The organism is Bacillus nitratireducens, assembly GCF_036320425.1.
Lineage (GTDB): Bacteria > Bacillota > Bacilli > Bacillales > Bacillaceae_G > Bacillus_A > Bacillus_A nitratireducens.
On sequence record NZ_JAUMJO010000003.1, the window covers coordinates 84,571 to 99,660 of the forward strand.

Below are 15,090 nucleotides of genomic sequence, written 5' to 3' on the forward strand. Positions count from 1 at the left end.
GCTTTCTTTTTCAAAATATTACCCCTAATAAAATTTTGAAGAAGTCAACTGTCTCCAAACTTGCCATTAATGCTTAGAGAAAAAGCACTCAATTTGAGTGCTTTTTCTTATTGAAACATGCTATTTTTGTAGGCGATGTTCATAAAATAAAAGTAACGAAACGAAAGTAGGTGACAAAATGCCAGCTATTGTTGAAGGTGTTATTATTGAGAACTGTAACGGGACAATTAACTTAGGTGATAAATATAACGTACATCCGATTGAAAAAACGAAAGCTTATAACGGATCGGGATCTTCAAATACCGGATTAAATGTGAGGACATTCAGTGGTATTAGTACGGCAGATGTAATGGATAGCGATGTGTATGACCAAGTAATTCAATCTACGTTATAATTTTTATATGTAAAATTGCATAAATTGATGTGTTTGCCCTGTGATACAATTGAGCTGTGAGCTGTTAGTGATTCTTCTTTATCATAGTTGTTAGATTAGAAATGTAACACCTTATCGAAAATCATACGTATAAGAAAAAAGACACTTCGCTCGAAGTGTCTTTTTCATTTTAGTGATAGCCTTTAGCAGAGTCTTTATGAATCTTATCTTTAAATATGCTGTAGCTCCAAAGTTGATATCCAATAACGATTGGTACCATGACCATTGCAACGAAGAACATAATTTTTAAGTTTAATTCACTACCTGCTGCGTTGTATAACGTTGTGCTGTATGCGTCGTTAATACGTGATGGTAACATTCTTGGGAACATACCTGCAAAGCCAGTTGTCATAAACATTGCGATTGTTAAGCAAACGAATGTAAATGCAAGGCCGATTTTATGTTTGTACACCATAATAAGTGCGAGTACACTCATTAACATTGCAAGTACTGGAAGAATGAATAGTACAGGATATTCCGTAAAGTTTTGGAATAAGTTTGTGCGATTTGCAGTTGCCACATAGAAGATAGCTAAAATGATAGCAGCTGCCATTGAAAATGGCCTTGCGATTTTATAAGCGCGATCAGATACTTCACCAGTCGTTTTAATCATAACCCAAAGGGCACCAGATACGACGAATATAGCAGTGAAGAATAGACCACCTAAAATACCATAATGGTTTAGTAAGCTAAGTAAATTTCCTTCATAGCCATTTTTTCCAATTTGTAGTCCGTAATATAGGTTAGCGAATGTAACACCGAATAAGAAGGCGATTAGGAAACTACCAATTGTAAATGCCCATTTACAAGTTTTTTGCCAAATTGGCGAATCGTCTTTGTGCATAAATTCAAGTCCAGCAGCACGAGCAAATAGTGCAAGTAATACTAAAAATAGTGGTGTATATAGGTAACTAAACATATTTGCATATGTGATTGGGAAGGCAGCAAATGTTGCGCCACCAGCTGTAATTAACCATACTTCATTACCACCCCAGAACGGGCCGATAGCTTCTTGTAATTGATTTCGTTCTTGTCGGTCTTTCGCAACGAATGGGAAAATCATCCCGTTACCGAGTGCGTAGCCATCAAGAATGAAGTAAACTGTCCAAATTACGCCCCATAAACCGAACCAGATGATTGCAAGCATATCATGAGACATGAGCCGCACCTCCTTCAGTAGCAGGCTCTTCTAATGCAGCTGGTCCTTTTTTTGCGAACTTTAGCATTAAATATACGTCTGCAATTAAGAGTAGAGTGTAGAACAATATTAAACTAATTAATGAGAACCAAATTTGTGGAACTGATATAGGTGATACAGATTCTGCTGTACGCATTAGTTTATAAACTGTCCACGGTTGACGACCTACTTCAGCGACAATCCAACCAGCGTTAATTGCAATGTACGGAAGTAAGACAGACCACATTGTAATTTTTAAATAACGTTTTGAGTTTTCTAGTTTTCCTTTACGGTTTAAATAGAAACCGTACCAAGTTAATGCCATAAAGAACATGCCAAGTGCAACCATTAAGCGGAAGCTATAGTACACAAGGTTAACGTTTGGACGATCTTCTTTCGGAATATCTTTTAAACCAACAATTTCTCCATCAAATGAGTTTGTATAGAAGAAACTTCCGAGTTTTGGAATTGTAAGTAGTTCAAAGTTCTTTTCATTTTTCACATCAGGAATTTGAATGATTGAGAAACCTTGTCCTTTTCCAGTTTCCCAAACTGCTTCCATAGCAGCTCCTTTTGCTGGTTGATACTTAGCTGCTGATACACCGGATTGATGTCCCATAAAAGGCGTAACAGTTGCGGCGAATAAGCCTAACATTAAACCAAACTTAAATGACTTTTTGAAGAATTCCACTTCATTTTTACGTAGTAAATGATAGGCACTAATTGCCATAACGAAGAAAGCACCGACAATATAACAACCAATTACAGTATGGAAGAACATATTCCAAGCGTATGGGTTTGTAACAAGTGCCCAGAAATCATTTAATTCAGCGCGGCCGTTACGTACGACGTAGCCAACAGGATTTTGCATAAATCCATTTGCTGTAATAATCCAAAGAGCAGAAATGTTTGTTCCAAGTGCAACCATCCACATACAGAAGGCACGGAACTTTGGTGAAATTTTGTCTTTACCGAATAACCATATTCCCATGAAAGTAGATTCTAAGAAGAAGGCAACGAGTGCTTCAATTGCGAGAGGTGATCCGAAAATATCTCCCATATATTTGGAGTACTCAGACCAGTTTGTGCCAAACTGGAATTCCATCGTAATCCCGGTTATAATCCCCATTACGAAGTTAATTGTAAATAATTTCCCCCAGAAATTTGCCATTTTGCGATATGTTGGATTCAATGTGCGGGCGTATTGAGTTTCCATACATGCCACTAAAATAACAAGTCCGATTGTCAAAGGTACAAATAAAAAGTGATAAAAAATAGTAATTGCAAATTGAAAACGACTCAGTAACAGAACGTCGGACATAATAAATATTCACTCCTTTTTACATTATCTACAGTTAGTTTATAGTGAGAATAGAAGTAAAGTATGTGTGACTTGTTACAAAGCTGTGTGTATATTTTGAAAGAATTATGGCGGTTATCTGAAAATATATTGCTTTTACAATAAAACAATATCCTTTTTGAGTTTTTCATATTTTGGTACACTATATATGTAGTGTAAATGAGAGAAAAGAGGGTTTTTAACTATGAAGTCATTAGAAGAGATTTTACAATACAATGAAAAGTTCGTTGAAGAGAAAAAATACGAAGAGTATGAAACAGGAAAATTTCCAAATAAAAAAATGGTAATTATCTCTTGTATGGATACACGTCTTGTTGAACTATTACCGAAAGCAATGAATATGCGTAACGGTGATGTGAAAATTATTAAAGTAGCAGGTGCTGTTATTTCACATCCATTCGGAAGTATTATGCGTAGTATTTTAGTTGCTGTATACGAACTTGGTGCTGATGAAGTTTGTGTAGTTGGCCACCATGATTGCGGTATGGCTAAAATTCAAGCGAGCAGTACAATCGAGAAGATGAAAGAGCGCGGTATTACAGAAGAGAAATTAGATACACTTCGTTATTCTGGAATCGATTTAGAAAGATTCCTACAAGGATTCTCTAGTGTAGAAGAAAGTGTAGAACATAGCGTATCAATACTTCGCAACCATCCGTTACTTCCTGAAGAAGTACCTGTTCACGGTCTTGTTATAGATCCTGACACAGGAAAATTAGATTTAGTTGTGAATGGTTACGACAATTAAGAATTTACTTTGTCATCCTTTTTATCTGGGACAGGATCAAATCCTCCTGGATGGAAAGGGTGGCATTTTAATATACGCTTACATGTAAGCCAAAATCCTTTGAGTGCACCATGTTTTTGAAACGCTTCTAATCCATAATGAGAACAAGTTGGATGAAAGCGGCATGTTGGTGGTGTCATTGGAGAAATGAACTTTTGATAAAAGCGTATAATACCGATAAAAATCTGTTTCATAATGGTCTCCTTTTCAGCATAGTCTTAAAGTATTATAGCACGACCGTACATAATTCTTTACTAATGTTGATTTCCGTTATATCATATTGGATATAACGGAATTAAATTAAAAGCGGGAGAGATGTTATATGCCATCAGTAGAAAGCTTTGAATTAGATCATACAATTGTAAAAGCGCCTTATGTAAGACATTGCGGAGTCCATAATGTAGGTAGTGACGGTATTGTAAATAAATTTGATATTCGTTTTTGCCAACCGAATAAACAAGCAATGAAACCAGATGTTATTCATACGTTAGAGCATTTATTAGCATTTAATTTACGTAAATATATTGATCGTTATCCGCATTTTGATATTATCGATATTTCACCGATGGGCTGCCAAACAGGGTATTATCTTGTAGTAAGCGGGACACCGACAGTTCGTGAAATCATTGATTTATTAGAACTAACATTAAAAGATGCGGTTCAAATTACAGAAATTCCAGCTGCAAATGAAACACAGTGTGGCCAAGCGAAGCTTCACGATTTAGAAGGAGCACAACGCTTAATGAACTTCTGGTTAAGCCAAGATAAAGATGAACTTGAGAAAGTGTTTGGATAAAATGATACTTTAATCAGTGGGTGAGAGTCTTATTGCCTACAAATAGAGGGATAAAAAGGAAAACTGCCTGTGAAAGGGCAGTTTTTTTATTTTACTAAGAGAAAACTTGCTCTTCTTTTTATGGAAGTATACTAGACACCCCAACATATAAAATAAAGGCAGAACTGAGAAAATAAACAAATGCTTTAGCTTTTTGCTGTTGTTTTACTTCATCAATTCCAAAAAGGATAAACATAATACTTAAAAGGATAAATACGAATGGTAAAAGCATAGAGAAGTTTGCAAAGAGGTTAAGTAGGGCGAGAATGAGGGCAATCGTTGCTAGTATAATTCGAATGTTTTTTAACATATAATCCTCCTTTAGAAGAACAGCATAAATGGACTAACAAAAACAATCGTAAAAAGACTTAAACCGATGCTAATAGTTCCAATTTGTTTTTGCTGTTTTTGAATCGTCTCAATTCCTACTAAAATGCCATATAAACTAAAGAGGAACAAAATGATAGGTGAAAAGATTTGAAAGTTCATTGTAAATGCGCTGTATAAACATAGAAGTAAAGTAATAAAAACGATGATGAGTTGTATTTGTCTAATGTGCATTTTAGCCCTCCTTAGTAGAAAGAGATAGTTATCGAGAGAAAATAATAATAACAGCAACGATTAAAGTGAATATGCCGGAAAAGAAGGAGAGTGTACTATGTACTTTCTTTTGTTTCTGTTTTTCTTCTGCGCTCATGATGAAAGCCATAATAGATAAGGCGATGAGCATATAAGGCATTGTAATAAGCGCGTTTGTAAACATTCCGGATAGAGCGAGAGCGATGACGATAAGAGCGGATATAATGCGAAAGGTTTTTAGCATACTATTCTCCACCTTTTTCGTTTTTTTATTGTCCTCGAATGTATTACCTGTCCGAAAAAGAAAAATTGGTGAAAATAATCGTCAATAGGTGATTAAAAGTACATGTTACCTTTAGCGAAAGTAGATTGATATTAAAACGAAGAACATAAGACTAGAAACGAAAAAATACGGGATACTCATTGATTTCCGTCCGGATTTCAGTTCATTAATTCCCATAAGAATAAAGAAACAACTGAAAGTAAATTGTATGTATGGGAGAATTGTGAAATTATCGGTAATAAGAGAATAAGTGCAAAGGGAGAGTATGAGGAGCATGAAAAGCATGAGAAAAATCCGTAATCTAGTTAGCATTGTATACCTCCTTTCAATAGACTATTTAACGAAATAGTTCTGAGAATCCAATTAATAAAGCACCAGCTCCAGCCATGAAAGCAAGTATGCTGCTAGATTGTCTATGTTTTTTTATTTCTTCTACACCTATAGTGAAAGCCATAGCCCCTAAGAAAATGAACATGTAAGGCATAATGTCTCTGTTACCACTAATAAAACTATAGATTGCGATAGATAAAGCGATAAGTGAAAAAGTAATTTGAACTCCTTTTAACATAAAGGCCCCTCCTTCTATTTGATATAGGTAATGATGAGGACAATCCAAGAGAGAGCTCCAGCAGCAATACAAATAAATTCGGTTCCTGAATCCTTTTTCTTTATTTGTTCAATTGCGATGAGAAACATTAAAGCTCCTAATAGAAATTGTGAAAGTGGTAAAAAGCTATTTTGACCTGTATAGAGCCCAATTGCCGACATAATTATCACAGTGAGTGCGATTACGATGCGAAGTATACGAAGCATACTATGAGTCCTCCTTATTATTTTTCGAGTAAGGGTTATCTTCGGGATTATCAACAGAATGTTTATATGCATAGCCTTTATTAATCGTCATGACGGAGAGTACTAATACGATCAGTACGATTATAATGCCGATAACTAATATTTTGAGCATAAAATCCCTCCTTTTCTTTATTTTACATAATTTTGTAATTGATGAAAACAATAGAAAATAAAAGGATGAAAGAAGGGTGTTACATGGAGAATAAAAAAACATATTATATATCAGTTGGAAATGGTCAAATTTCACAAGTGAAGACGGCGGACACGTATAACTTTGAAATTTATGCAAGTGACGAGGAAATTACAAAGTTAAGAGAGTATTTTGATCAAGCATATGAAGAAGATCTAGGTTCGTTTGTACGCTCCCACGTTCCATTCGTTGAGTATCATCATGATTCAAATAATGATCGATATGATGAACAACTACAAGAAGCATATAAAATGATTTATGATTTAGGAAATCATGAAACGAAAGAATTAGTCGCGCAAATGGGAATAATCAATGGATTATAATTGGATAATATTATGCAGAAAAGCGAGAATATGCTACAATTTGTGGTAGGGAAAGCTTGTAACCATCAATAGGGGAGTAATGGCATGTACAAATTTAAAGATTATTACCACAATACTGTACAATTATCGTTTGAACGTTACCCATTTTCTCCTGAGCCAAAGCATGTTTGGGTTGTATGCCGGTACGGGGATCAATGGTTATTAACACATCATTTACGCCGCGGTCTTGAATTTCCAGGTGGTAAAGTAGAACTCGGGGAAACACCGGAAGAAGCGGCAGTTCGAGAAGTTCATGAGGAAACCGGCGGCATAGTTTCTGATTTAACTTACTTAGGACAATATAAAGTATCCGGAAAAGACAAAATAATCATTAAAAACATTTATTTTGCAACAATTAGTGCGGTAGAAGCACATACGCATTACGAAGAAACGAAAGGATCTGTTTTATTAACAGACATTCCTGATAACATTAAAACGGATAGAAAATTTAGCTTTATTATGCGCGATGATGTATTAGCGCGTACGATGAAACATATAGAAGAAATCGGCTGTTTTACGAAGTAAAATGGCCGATTTCTTTTTTTGTGTTTAAGAATAAATGTAAATATATCTTTATATATTTTTGGGTATATTATACAATTTTGTAAATATATATTTACATTTTAGGAGGGGAAAGATGGATAAAGGAAAAGAAACGACTGTTGCTGTTTCGATGGTTAAATTAAATTTATATGCATTTCTTATAATATTTGTTTTGGCATTTGGAATTAGTTTTTTGCATGCACTTCTTTCAGGCGGGATTCAAGTTGAAATTACGTTACCAACTGTGTTTCTTTTTATTAGCGCAATGATTGTTCTCGTTTGTATTCATGAAGCGATACATTTAATAGGGTTTCGCTATATCGGAGGTGTTCCGTGGAGTGAACTAAAATGGGGCGTCAATTGGAAATTAGGTGTTGCATATGCTCATTCTAAACAGGTGATTACAGTAAAGCAAATGAAGAAAGTGTTAATGCTTCCGTTTTTACCAACTGGAATTTTACCAATTGTATTGGGATTAGCTATGAATTTTCAAGCACTCTCATTTTTAGGGATTCTACTAACAGCAGGTTGTATTGGTGACATTGCCCTATATCAAAAGGTCTCAAAATTTCCAGACGATGCACTTGTTAAAGATCATCCGAGTAAACCGCAGTTTACAGTATATGAATAATAAAGGAAGAGGAGGCGTCTTGAAAAATGGCCTCTTTTTTGTTTGTCAGCTTTTGTCGGTAAGTCGACACGCCTTGTCGAATCGCCGATAAATTCGAAAAATCGCTCATAAAATTTCATTTACTATTGCCTTGTTTTTATCCCACTATTTGCGGGCAGTAAAACTCCCACCTCAAAATTCGGCTAGAGCCAAAAAGTTAGGTGGGAAGCCCTGCTGCCCGTAAACTCCCACTGATTATTAGCCTTCACGTTATCTCCGCCTCTAAAAACGAAAGAACCTCTAATAAATTATCTACCACACGTGAATGTTCAAAGTCACCCCAAAATAAATCTCTCTTCCAAACGCCAAGAATCCCTACTTGTTCAGAACCAAGCACATCGTTTTCTGGGTGATCTCCAACGTAAAGACATTCTTCTGCTTTAACATTTAGCTTTTGCAAAGCACGTTCGAAAATTTCTCGGTGTGGTTTCTTAATTCCTTCCGCTTCTGAAACAAGAATTATGTTTGTATACGTATGTATGTTTAGTGCTCGAAGGTTGTTCATTTGGAAATCAGTAAAGCCGTTTGTAATAATGCCGATTTTTATATTTTGCTGCGTTAGTCGTTGAAGTAATTCATGCATGTTTGGGAAAGGAGTGCAGTGATGTTGAAAGTTTGTAATGTAGTCATACAGCAGTTGCTCTGGTGTTAAAGTAGTAATGTTGTATTCGCAAAGGAGAGTAGCATATACTTTATCTTTCCACGTATATCCATTATTATCGAGTTCAAGAAAACGAGAGCAATACTCGGCTTGTTCAATGTTCGTAAAGTGAAGGGAAAAGCGATTGTATTGGTCATGAATAAATCGCTCTAAAGATTGATGCCGATCTAATAGTGTCCCATCCAAATCGAATAGCACCGCACGAATCATATGTAACCTCCTCAAAGTTTTTATAAATAATTATCGCATATTCGTTGGAAAATGATTATCATATTTTTGTAGGCTGTAATGACGGAGGGGCAAATGAAAGAACTATATGGGAAATTAGTTTGTTTTATCATTTCAATTGGTTTAGTGGCTGGATGTGATATGGCGGAGCAAACTTCGAAAAGAGAGAAAAAAGATGTATGCGAAACGACAGAAGAATGCACACAAATAGGCGATAATAAGCTTCAGAAAGTATATAAAAAGATAGATGGACTTTCAGAACTTGAAGTACTAGAGGATTATGATTTAGAAGGAAGTTCAAGTAATGATATGAAAGAAGCGGAAATGAAAAAAGAGGATGATGAAAATTATTTCTTTTTAGCTTCTTATTATATTGATGGTGATGAAATTGTAGACCCTTATTTCGATAAACTAGATCGCAAACAATTGAATAAGGCTTTCGCTGAAGATAAAGAAGCGAAAGAAGAGGTGCTGATACAACGTCAAGATAGAGGGTATCATCAGTCGTTATGGGATATGTACAGTACTCTTATTCCAGCTAAGTATCGTACTGACATAAAAGAGTTTGATATGGTAACGGATGGATACGATGGAATTGTGGCTCATGTTATGCCAAGTATGGAGTATCCGAAAGAGTGGGTTCTTAGTTTAGATACGCTTGATTCTGCAGTAAATATTGATCAAGTGATGAAAACATTAATTCATGAGACGGCTCACGTATTGACGCTGGGGCATAAACAAATACCAGTAAATGAAAAGTACTTAAAGGCTTTTGAAGAAGATAAAGATATTTCATCATACCAAAATAAATGTAAATCGCTTTTCTTACAAGAAGGATGTGCGAAGGAGAGCTCTTATATAAATCAATTCCATAATTTGTTCTGGAAACCAATTGAGCAGGAGTGGACAGAGAAGAAAGTGGAAGAAAGCGAAGAAGCTCAAATTGAATTCTTTAAGGAAAAGCATGATGAGTTTGTTTCACTGTATGGAACGACAAATGTAGCAGAGGATATTGCGGATACATTTACAGCGTTTATATTACAAGATTCAAAAAAGGTAAAAGAAGGATCAGAATTAAAATATAAAAAAATTGCTTTCTTCTATCAATTCCCTGAACTTGTGAAAATGAGAGCGGAAGTGTTAGCAGGATTATATGATGTTTCGAAAACGATAGAACAACAAAGTGGACACGAAGGCGATTGATGTGTTCGATATATGTTAGCCAAGGGAAAACGTGAAGAATTTTACTTCTTTGCGTTTCTTTATGTTTATAAAATTGAAAATTCTGTCTTTTTAAAAAAAGAAGAAGGAACTGAAGCTTTAAAATAGAATTAGTATAAAAATGTCACAAATTAGACACAATTATAATGCGCATATTATAGGGGCTATAAGTTTACTCTCGAGGAGGTAATGAAGCGTATGAAAACGATTCTTGCGGTTGCTGGTCTCATTTGGGTAATGTCTCACGGTTTTCCGATTTTTGAAGGAGAGCAAATTCGTAGTGCATTAAATAAGGAGTTTAATGATTATCATATTATTGATCGAAAAGATAATGTCGTTACAGTACGTGTGAAAGATTGTTTCCATACAGTTACGGTTGCGAATGGAAACGTTACAAATGAATCAAAAATGTGCGATAAAAGATAAAAGAAAGAAGCTGACTCTGGCGTATCGCTCTAAGTCAGCTTTTTTTTCGTTTTCCGATAAGGAGTTTTTCAAACGCCTCGACAAATACATACATAAGAGTTGCGAGGACGCAAGTGAGCAATACACTGAGCAAGACGAGTGTGAAGTTAAAGACTTGGAATCCATAGCTAATTAAATAGCCAAGTCCTTGTTTAGAAACGAGGAGTTCCCCAAAAATAACACCGACCCATGATAAGCCAACATTCACTTTTAATGTTGAAATAATTGCAGGGAAAGATGAAGGGAGAATAACGTGCGTATAGCATTGCCATTTATTTGCGCCAAATGTGTCCATGACCTTTATATAGTTGGAATCGACTTCTTGGAATGCGCTGTAAATAACGAGAATGGTAATGATGATGGAGATGATTACTCCCATTGCGATAGAAGATGAAATGTTTGGACCAAAAATAACAATGATAATTGGGCCGAGTGCAACTTTTGGCATTGCATTTAGGACAACGAGATAAGGATCAAGTACGCGGGCTAAAAGTGGCATCCACCAAAGGAAGGTAGCAATAATAGCTCCGAGTACAGTTCCGAGAATAAAACCTACTCCGGTTTCCAGTAATGTCGTCCATATGTGAATCCAAAGTGAACCGTCAATCCATTTCGTTAAGAAGAGATCCCAAATGCTCGAAGGGGAGCTAAAGAGTAAAGGATCAATCCACTCCTTTTTACTAGCTATTTCCCATAGTGCAAAAAAGAGGATTAGCAGTAAAAGCTGTAAAGAACGTGCTAACCATGCGCGCCTGCGTTCTTTTTTCCGAAACTGTTCATGTAGTTGTTTTATATTATCCAAGTCGTTCCAACTCCTTCCATATTTCTTGGAAGAGGGATGGGAAGTCATGGTGTTGGCGTGCTTCTAACGGTGATAAGGAACGAATACTTTCTGGGACAATGAACGTTTTTGCAATTTTTCCAGGGTTCGCCTGCAGTAAATAAATACGATCACTCATCGCGATTGCTTCTTCAATATCGTGTGTCACGAGTAGAGATGTTTTTTTATAGTTACGTAATAATGTGAAGACGAGATCTTCTAGTTTTAACTTTGTTTGATAATCGAGTGCGGAAAATGGTTCATCCAGCAATAAAATTTTTGGATCGGTCGCTAACGTTCGAACGAGTGCTGCACGTTGGCGCATACCGCCGGATAGTTCGCGAGGATATTGCTGTTCTATATCATGCAAACCGACTTGTTGCAAAAGTTTTAATGTATGTTCTTTCGTATATTCGTCATAAATCTTCCGAATATGAAGTCCGAGCATAATGTTTTCTTCAATTGTTTTCCATGGAAACAAGTAATCTTGCTGGAGCATATAGCCCATTGATGGGGTCTTAGTTGTAATCGGTTCACCATCTAAAAATACGATACCTTCAATTGGATCAAGTAGCCCTGCGATGATGGAGAGGAGTGTTGTTTTTCCGCAACCACTCGGACCAAGAATAGAAATAAACTCTCCTTCTTCTACTTGTAAACTCATATCTTCAAGAATAAGTTTGGCATTTTCTTTTGCAAAAAAGCAGTGAGAAACGTTACGTATTTGTAAAAAGCTCATACACTTCGCCTCTATTTCTTAATAACGCTTTCGGCAATTTTTGTATTGACGAGCGTTTCATGTGGAACTTCTTTTTGTAATTCACCAGCTTCTTTCATAATCGTTTGGAGCTGTTTCCATTCAGAAGCATCTAATAATGGATTTGTCGCATAAGAATGTTGTTTTTTGTAGCGCTCAATTACTTTCACTGAAATGTCTTTTGAAGTGTCTTTAAATAGTGGTGAAACAGCATTGGCAATCTCTTCTGGACTATGAGTATCAACCCATTGCTGCGCTTTATATAGTGCGCGCGTGAATTTTTCAGCAGCAGCTTTATCTTTCTTTAAGAAACTTTCTTTTGCCATAAACGTTGTATACGGAACAGTGCCAGATTCAGCTCCAAAAGACGCGACGATATAACCTTTTCCCTCTTTTTCCAGTATACTTGCAGTCGGTTCAAAGAGCTGTACAAATTCTCCCGTACCAGATGAAAAGGCATTTGCAATATTAGCAAACTCAATATTTTGAATTAAGTTTGTATCTTTGTGTGGATCAATGCCATTTTTCTTCAAAACGTATTCTCCAACCATTTGTGGCATGCCGCCTTTACGCTGTCCTAAAAATGTAACGCCTTTTACGTCATTCCAATTAAAAGAATCTAATTTTTTACGAGAAACTAAAAATGTGCCATCTGTTTGTGTAAGTTGGGCAAAATTAATGACAGGATCTTTTGCTCCTTGTTGATGAACATAAATGGACGTTTCTGAACCAACAAGCGCAATATCAATTCCGCCGGATAAAAGGGTGGTCATCGTTTTATCTCCGCCAGCTGTTGTTTGTAAGTCAATATTTAAACCTTCATCTTTAAAAAATCCTTTTTCAATTCCAACATATAATGGTGCGTAGAAAAGAGAGTGGGTAACTTCGCCAACGCGAATTTTTTGATCTTGTTCTTTCGTACTATCCTTTGTACTACTACAAGCAACGAATGTGAAAACAGCTAGTAACATGATGCAAAAAACGGTAATTAATTTTTTCACTATATGACACCTCCTAGAAGTCAATCTACAAGCATAATATGTAGGTAAGTGCCCATATGTGAGTAGAGATAGCAGGAATTTTTTGGATAGTAAAGAAGTACAAATATAAGGGGTGATAAAATGGAGTATGAATACGACGATAGCGTTCATTTGCATCTTGATTATTTCGGAGCTGAAGGTGATATGGAATCGATTGCTTATAAGAGGAAGCATGAAGACGTATGGGATGTATATTTTAATTTCGGAGTATACGGTATCCAGAAAGATGATGTAGAGGCAGGGATGTTTATGGACGAATATGCTGGTTATTACGTTTTTTCTGTACATGCTCGTGATTTGAGCTGGGAATTTGGAAGTGCTCAGTTTGAGGAATGGGTTTTGAAGAACCATATAGTAGAAAAAGCGCTTCAAAAATAGGAGGAATTTCGTGGTTGAATTTCTCATCTTATTGTTTATTTGCGTAACTGGAATTTATATCATGCAAGTGCTCATTTACCGATTCGCAAAGAAAAATATTCATAAATACAAAAGGTTGAAATTGGTTCATATGTGGCTAGATATGACTATGAAAAAGGGTCCGAGATTAGATTTGTTTGATTTTGTACTTATAGTAATTGTAAGTATCATTTGGAAAATATGGATGCTTCCTCTTGTATAGTAAACATACTAATCATCTTATCTTAATAAATAACGAAAAGAACCTGTCATATGACAGGTTCTTTTCTATAATAATAATAGTTTTCCGAAACTTGTGCCGACAAGTAAAACCGCACTTGCAAAAATTATAGTAAAGATTATTTGCTTCTTTTTATAATTAAAAATGGTAATTGCTAAAAAAGAAAAGAGGATAAGGGTATGAGAAAACAATCCAAGTTCTAACGGCTTGTGAGAAATAATTTGAATGAAGAATGGAACATATAGTATGAAATAAATAATGAGGAACATGATTTTTGGAAACGAGATTATATGTGTATTCATATTGTCCCCCTTTTTTCCAATTGTAGCATGTAGTGTTACATGGGAAATCCAATGTATACGACAAATTACGACAAATGGGTTCATACATATTTGTTATTCTATTAAAGGTCATTAGTTGTAATGTATATATAGGAGGATTTTTTAATGTTAAAGAAATTATTATTATTTTTACTTACGGGCTTATGTGTAGTTGTTTTAGCAGCTTGTAAAGATGAAGAGGACAAGCTGAAGGCAACGGAAGAACAGAAAATAGATGAGAAGAAAGTTGAAGAAGATAAGAAGGTAGAAGAGGAAAGTAAACAAGAAGAGCAACAAAAGGCAGCGGAAGAAAAGCGTAAGCAAGAAGAACAAAGAGTAGAAGAAGAGAAACGTAAGCAAGAAGAACAACAAAGAGTAGAAGAAGAGAAACGTAAGCAAGAAGAACAACAAAGAGTAGAAGAAGAAAAACGTAAGCAAGAAGAACAACAAAGGGTAGAAGAAGAGAAACGTAAGCAAGAAGAACAACAAAGGGTAGAAGAAGAGAAACGTAAGCAAGAAGAGCAACAAAGAGTAGAAGAAGAGAAACGTAAGCAAGAAGAGCAAAGACGTGTACAAGAGCAGCAGAAGATTCAGCAACAACAGTCTGCACAACAAGAGAGAACACAGAAACAAGAAAAAACACCACAAGCAACAGGTGGGAAGCCGACAAGATCACAAATTTCGGTCGGTTCCCATGTAGTTATCCAATTAGATAAAGATTATAGTAAAACAGTGAGCGGTGTTGTGAAAGATATTTTAACAAATACTGAAACACATACGTACGGAATTAAAGTTCGATTACAAGATGGACAAATTGGCCGTGTTCAAAGTGTTGGGTAATGCAAAAGAGATTTCCTTTCTTAGGAAATC

General features: G+C 35.7%; 25 protein-coding genes. 11 read left to right on the forward strand and 14 right to left on the reverse strand.

Translation table 11 applies throughout. The features are described 5' to 3' along the window. Nucleotides 1–178: 178 nt before the first annotated feature. Complete coding sequence (locus tag Q3V31_RS12270) at nucleotides 179–394, forward strand: spore germination protein (protein WP_001110987.1); 216 nt, start codon at nucleotides 179–181, stop codon at nucleotides 392–394. Nucleotides 395–563: 169 nt separating this feature from the next. Here Q3V31_RS12270 and cydB read toward each other — a convergent pair whose 3' ends face one another. After that, complete coding sequence (gene cydB, locus Q3V31_RS12275) at nucleotides 564–1,592, reverse strand: cytochrome d ubiquinol oxidase subunit II (protein ID WP_000017644.1); 1,029 nt, start codon at nucleotides 1,590–1,592, stop codon at nucleotides 564–566. Further along, nucleotides 1,582–2,931: a cytochrome ubiquinol oxidase subunit I gene (gene cydA, locus Q3V31_RS12280; protein ID WP_001286170.1), complete on the reverse strand. Its 1,350-nt coding sequence runs from the start codon at nucleotides 2,929–2,931 to the stop codon at nucleotides 1,582–1,584. Before cydA ends, cydB begins: the two co-directional genes overlap by 11 nt. A 223-nt stretch (nucleotides 2,932–3,154) precedes the next feature. Here cydA and Q3V31_RS12285 point away from each other — a divergent pair, with 223 nt between their 5' ends. Continuing rightward, the gene (locus Q3V31_RS12285) at nucleotides 3,155–3,718 is read left to right on the forward strand and encodes a beta-class carbonic anhydrase (RefSeq protein ID WP_000838167.1); all 564 of its coding nucleotides are present in this window, start codon (nucleotides 3,155–3,157) and stop codon (nucleotides 3,716–3,718) included. Here Q3V31_RS12285 and yidD read toward each other — a convergent pair. After that, entirely contained in the window at nucleotides 3,715–3,951 is a 237-nt protein-coding gene (gene yidD, locus Q3V31_RS12290; protein ID WP_000809328.1) for a membrane protein insertion efficiency factor YidD, read from the reverse strand. The genes Q3V31_RS12285 and yidD overlap by 4 nt on opposite strands. Before the next feature lie 128 nt (nucleotides 3,952–4,079). Here yidD and luxS point away from each other — a divergent pair, with 128 nt between their 5' ends. Next, the gene (luxS, locus tag Q3V31_RS12295) at nucleotides 4,080–4,553 is read left to right on the forward strand and encodes an S-ribosylhomocysteine lyase LuxS (RefSeq protein ID WP_001141371.1); all 474 of its coding nucleotides are present in this window, start codon (nucleotides 4,080–4,082) and stop codon (nucleotides 4,551–4,553) included. A gap of 118 nt (nucleotides 4,554–4,671) precedes the next feature. On the opposite strand, the gene Q3V31_RS12300 is transcribed toward luxS, so the two are convergent. From Q3V31_RS12300 to ytzI, 6 genes are all read right to left on the reverse strand, one after another. Then, nucleotides 4,672–4,902, reverse strand: a complete 231-nt coding sequence (locus Q3V31_RS12300) for a YczI family protein (RefSeq protein WP_016130391.1) — start codon at nucleotides 4,900–4,902, stop codon at nucleotides 4,672–4,674. A gap of 11 nt (nucleotides 4,903–4,913) precedes the next feature. Next, a complete protein-coding gene (locus Q3V31_RS12305) occupies nucleotides 4,914–5,153 on the reverse strand; it encodes a hypothetical protein (protein ID WP_000548109.1) in 240 nt (79 codons plus the stop codon). Nucleotides 5,154–5,181: 28 nt separating this feature from the next. Continuing rightward, the gene (locus tag Q3V31_RS12310; protein ID WP_000920677.1) at nucleotides 5,182–5,415 is read right to left on the reverse strand and encodes a DUF3953 domain-containing protein; all 234 of its coding nucleotides are present in this window, start codon (nucleotides 5,413–5,415) and stop codon (nucleotides 5,182–5,184) included. Between the two features lie 376 nt (nucleotides 5,416–5,791). Continuing rightward, nucleotides 5,792–6,022, reverse strand: a complete 231-nt coding sequence (locus Q3V31_RS12315; protein WP_090814137.1) for a YczI family protein — start codon at nucleotides 6,020–6,022, stop codon at nucleotides 5,792–5,794. Between the two features lie 14 nt (nucleotides 6,023–6,036). Next, nucleotides 6,037–6,267, reverse strand: a complete 231-nt coding sequence (locus Q3V31_RS12320; protein ID WP_329765311.1) for a DUF3953 domain-containing protein — start codon at nucleotides 6,265–6,267, stop codon at nucleotides 6,037–6,039. Nucleotide 6,268: 1 nt separating this feature from the next. Then, nucleotides 6,269–6,418 carry a YtzI protein gene (gene ytzI, locus Q3V31_RS12325; protein ID WP_000912964.1) on the reverse strand — a complete coding sequence of 50 codons (150 nt, stop codon included), beginning with the start codon at nucleotides 6,416–6,418 and terminating at the stop codon, nucleotides 6,269–6,271. Nucleotides 6,419–6,501: 83 nt separating this feature from the next. Here ytzI and Q3V31_RS12330 point away from each other — a divergent pair, with 83 nt between their 5' ends. The 3 genes from Q3V31_RS12330 (at nucleotide 6,502) to Q3V31_RS12340 (ending at nucleotide 8,032) form a co-directional block, all read left to right on the forward strand. Continuing rightward, nucleotides 6,502–6,819, forward strand: coding sequence for a hypothetical protein (locus Q3V31_RS12330; RefSeq protein ID WP_000428379.1), 318 nt, complete (start codon nucleotides 6,502–6,504; stop codon nucleotides 6,817–6,819). 84 nt (nucleotides 6,820–6,903) lie between these two features. Next, nucleotides 6,904–7,383 carry an antimutator 8-oxo-(dGTP/GTP)ase gene (gene mutTA / locus Q3V31_RS12335; protein WP_000276383.1) on the forward strand — a complete coding sequence of 160 codons (480 nt, stop codon included), beginning with the start codon at nucleotides 6,904–6,906 and terminating at the stop codon, nucleotides 7,381–7,383. Nucleotides 7,384–7,495: 112 nt separating this feature from the next. Continuing rightward, entirely contained in the window at nucleotides 7,496–8,032 is a 537-nt protein-coding gene (locus Q3V31_RS12340) for a DUF3267 domain-containing protein (RefSeq protein ID WP_000357375.1), read from the forward strand. Between the two features lie 244 nt (nucleotides 8,033–8,276). Here the strand turns inward: Q3V31_RS12340 and Q3V31_RS12345 are convergent, their stop codons facing one another. Next, a complete protein-coding gene (locus Q3V31_RS12345) occupies nucleotides 8,277–8,942 on the reverse strand; it encodes an HAD family hydrolase (protein ID WP_071733377.1) in 666 nt (221 codons plus the stop codon). 93 nt (nucleotides 8,943–9,035) lie between these two features. Here Q3V31_RS12345 and Q3V31_RS12350 point away from each other — a divergent pair, with 93 nt between their 5' ends. Then, a complete protein-coding gene (locus tag Q3V31_RS12350) occupies nucleotides 9,036–10,163 on the forward strand; it encodes a recombinase family protein (protein WP_000661684.1) in 1,128 nt (375 codons plus the stop codon). Between the two features lie 216 nt (nucleotides 10,164–10,379). Then, complete coding sequence (locus tag Q3V31_RS12355; RefSeq protein ID WP_000849114.1) at nucleotides 10,380–10,607, forward strand: hypothetical protein; 228 nt, start codon at nucleotides 10,380–10,382, stop codon at nucleotides 10,605–10,607. A 34-nt stretch (nucleotides 10,608–10,641) separates the two neighbouring features. Here Q3V31_RS12355 and Q3V31_RS12360 read toward each other — a convergent pair whose 3' ends face one another. Genes Q3V31_RS12360 through Q3V31_RS12370 form a run of 3 tightly spaced genes read right to left on the reverse strand, consistent with a single transcriptional unit; the run spans nucleotide 10,642 to nucleotide 13,224 of the window. Continuing rightward, entirely contained in the window at nucleotides 10,642–11,448 is an 807-nt protein-coding gene (locus Q3V31_RS12360) for an ABC transporter permease (RefSeq protein ID WP_000368791.1), read from the reverse strand. Beyond that, nucleotides 11,441–12,205, reverse strand: coding sequence for an ABC transporter ATP-binding protein (locus Q3V31_RS12365; RefSeq protein ID WP_000009040.1), 765 nt, complete (start codon nucleotides 12,203–12,205; stop codon nucleotides 11,441–11,443). The genes Q3V31_RS12360 and Q3V31_RS12365 overlap by 8 nt, the downstream gene beginning before the upstream one ends. A gap of 11 nt (nucleotides 12,206–12,216) precedes the next feature. Then, on the reverse strand, nucleotides 12,217–13,224 hold the full coding sequence (locus Q3V31_RS12370) for an ABC transporter substrate-binding protein (RefSeq protein ID WP_097808237.1): 1,008 nt from the start codon (nucleotides 13,222–13,224) through the stop codon (nucleotides 12,217–12,219). Between the two features lie 120 nt (nucleotides 13,225–13,344). Here Q3V31_RS12370 and Q3V31_RS12375 point away from each other — a divergent pair, with 120 nt between their 5' ends. Both Q3V31_RS12375 and Q3V31_RS12380 read left to right on the forward strand, forming a co-directional pair. Beyond that, nucleotides 13,345–13,641 (forward strand): DUF3986 family protein, encoded by a 297-nt coding sequence (locus tag Q3V31_RS12375; RefSeq protein ID WP_000455565.1) that lies wholly within the window; start codon nucleotides 13,345–13,347, stop codon nucleotides 13,639–13,641. A gap of 10 nt (nucleotides 13,642–13,651) precedes the next feature. Continuing rightward, a complete protein-coding gene (locus Q3V31_RS12380; protein WP_000229116.1) occupies nucleotides 13,652–13,882 on the forward strand; it encodes a hypothetical protein in 231 nt (76 codons plus the stop codon). 65 nt (nucleotides 13,883–13,947) lie between these two features. Here the strand turns inward: Q3V31_RS12380 and Q3V31_RS12385 are convergent, their stop codons facing one another. Further along, a complete protein-coding gene (locus tag Q3V31_RS12385; RefSeq protein ID WP_001091719.1) occupies nucleotides 13,948–14,202 on the reverse strand; it encodes a hypothetical protein in 255 nt (84 codons plus the stop codon). A gap of 144 nt (nucleotides 14,203–14,346) precedes the next feature. Between Q3V31_RS12385 and Q3V31_RS12390 the strand changes: the two genes are divergently transcribed. Next, nucleotides 14,347–15,060: a YwbE family protein gene (locus tag Q3V31_RS12390; RefSeq protein ID WP_090814141.1), complete on the forward strand. Its 714-nt coding sequence runs from the start codon at nucleotides 14,347–14,349 to the stop codon at nucleotides 15,058–15,060. The last annotated feature ends 30 nt before the right edge of the window (nucleotides 15,061–15,090 follow it).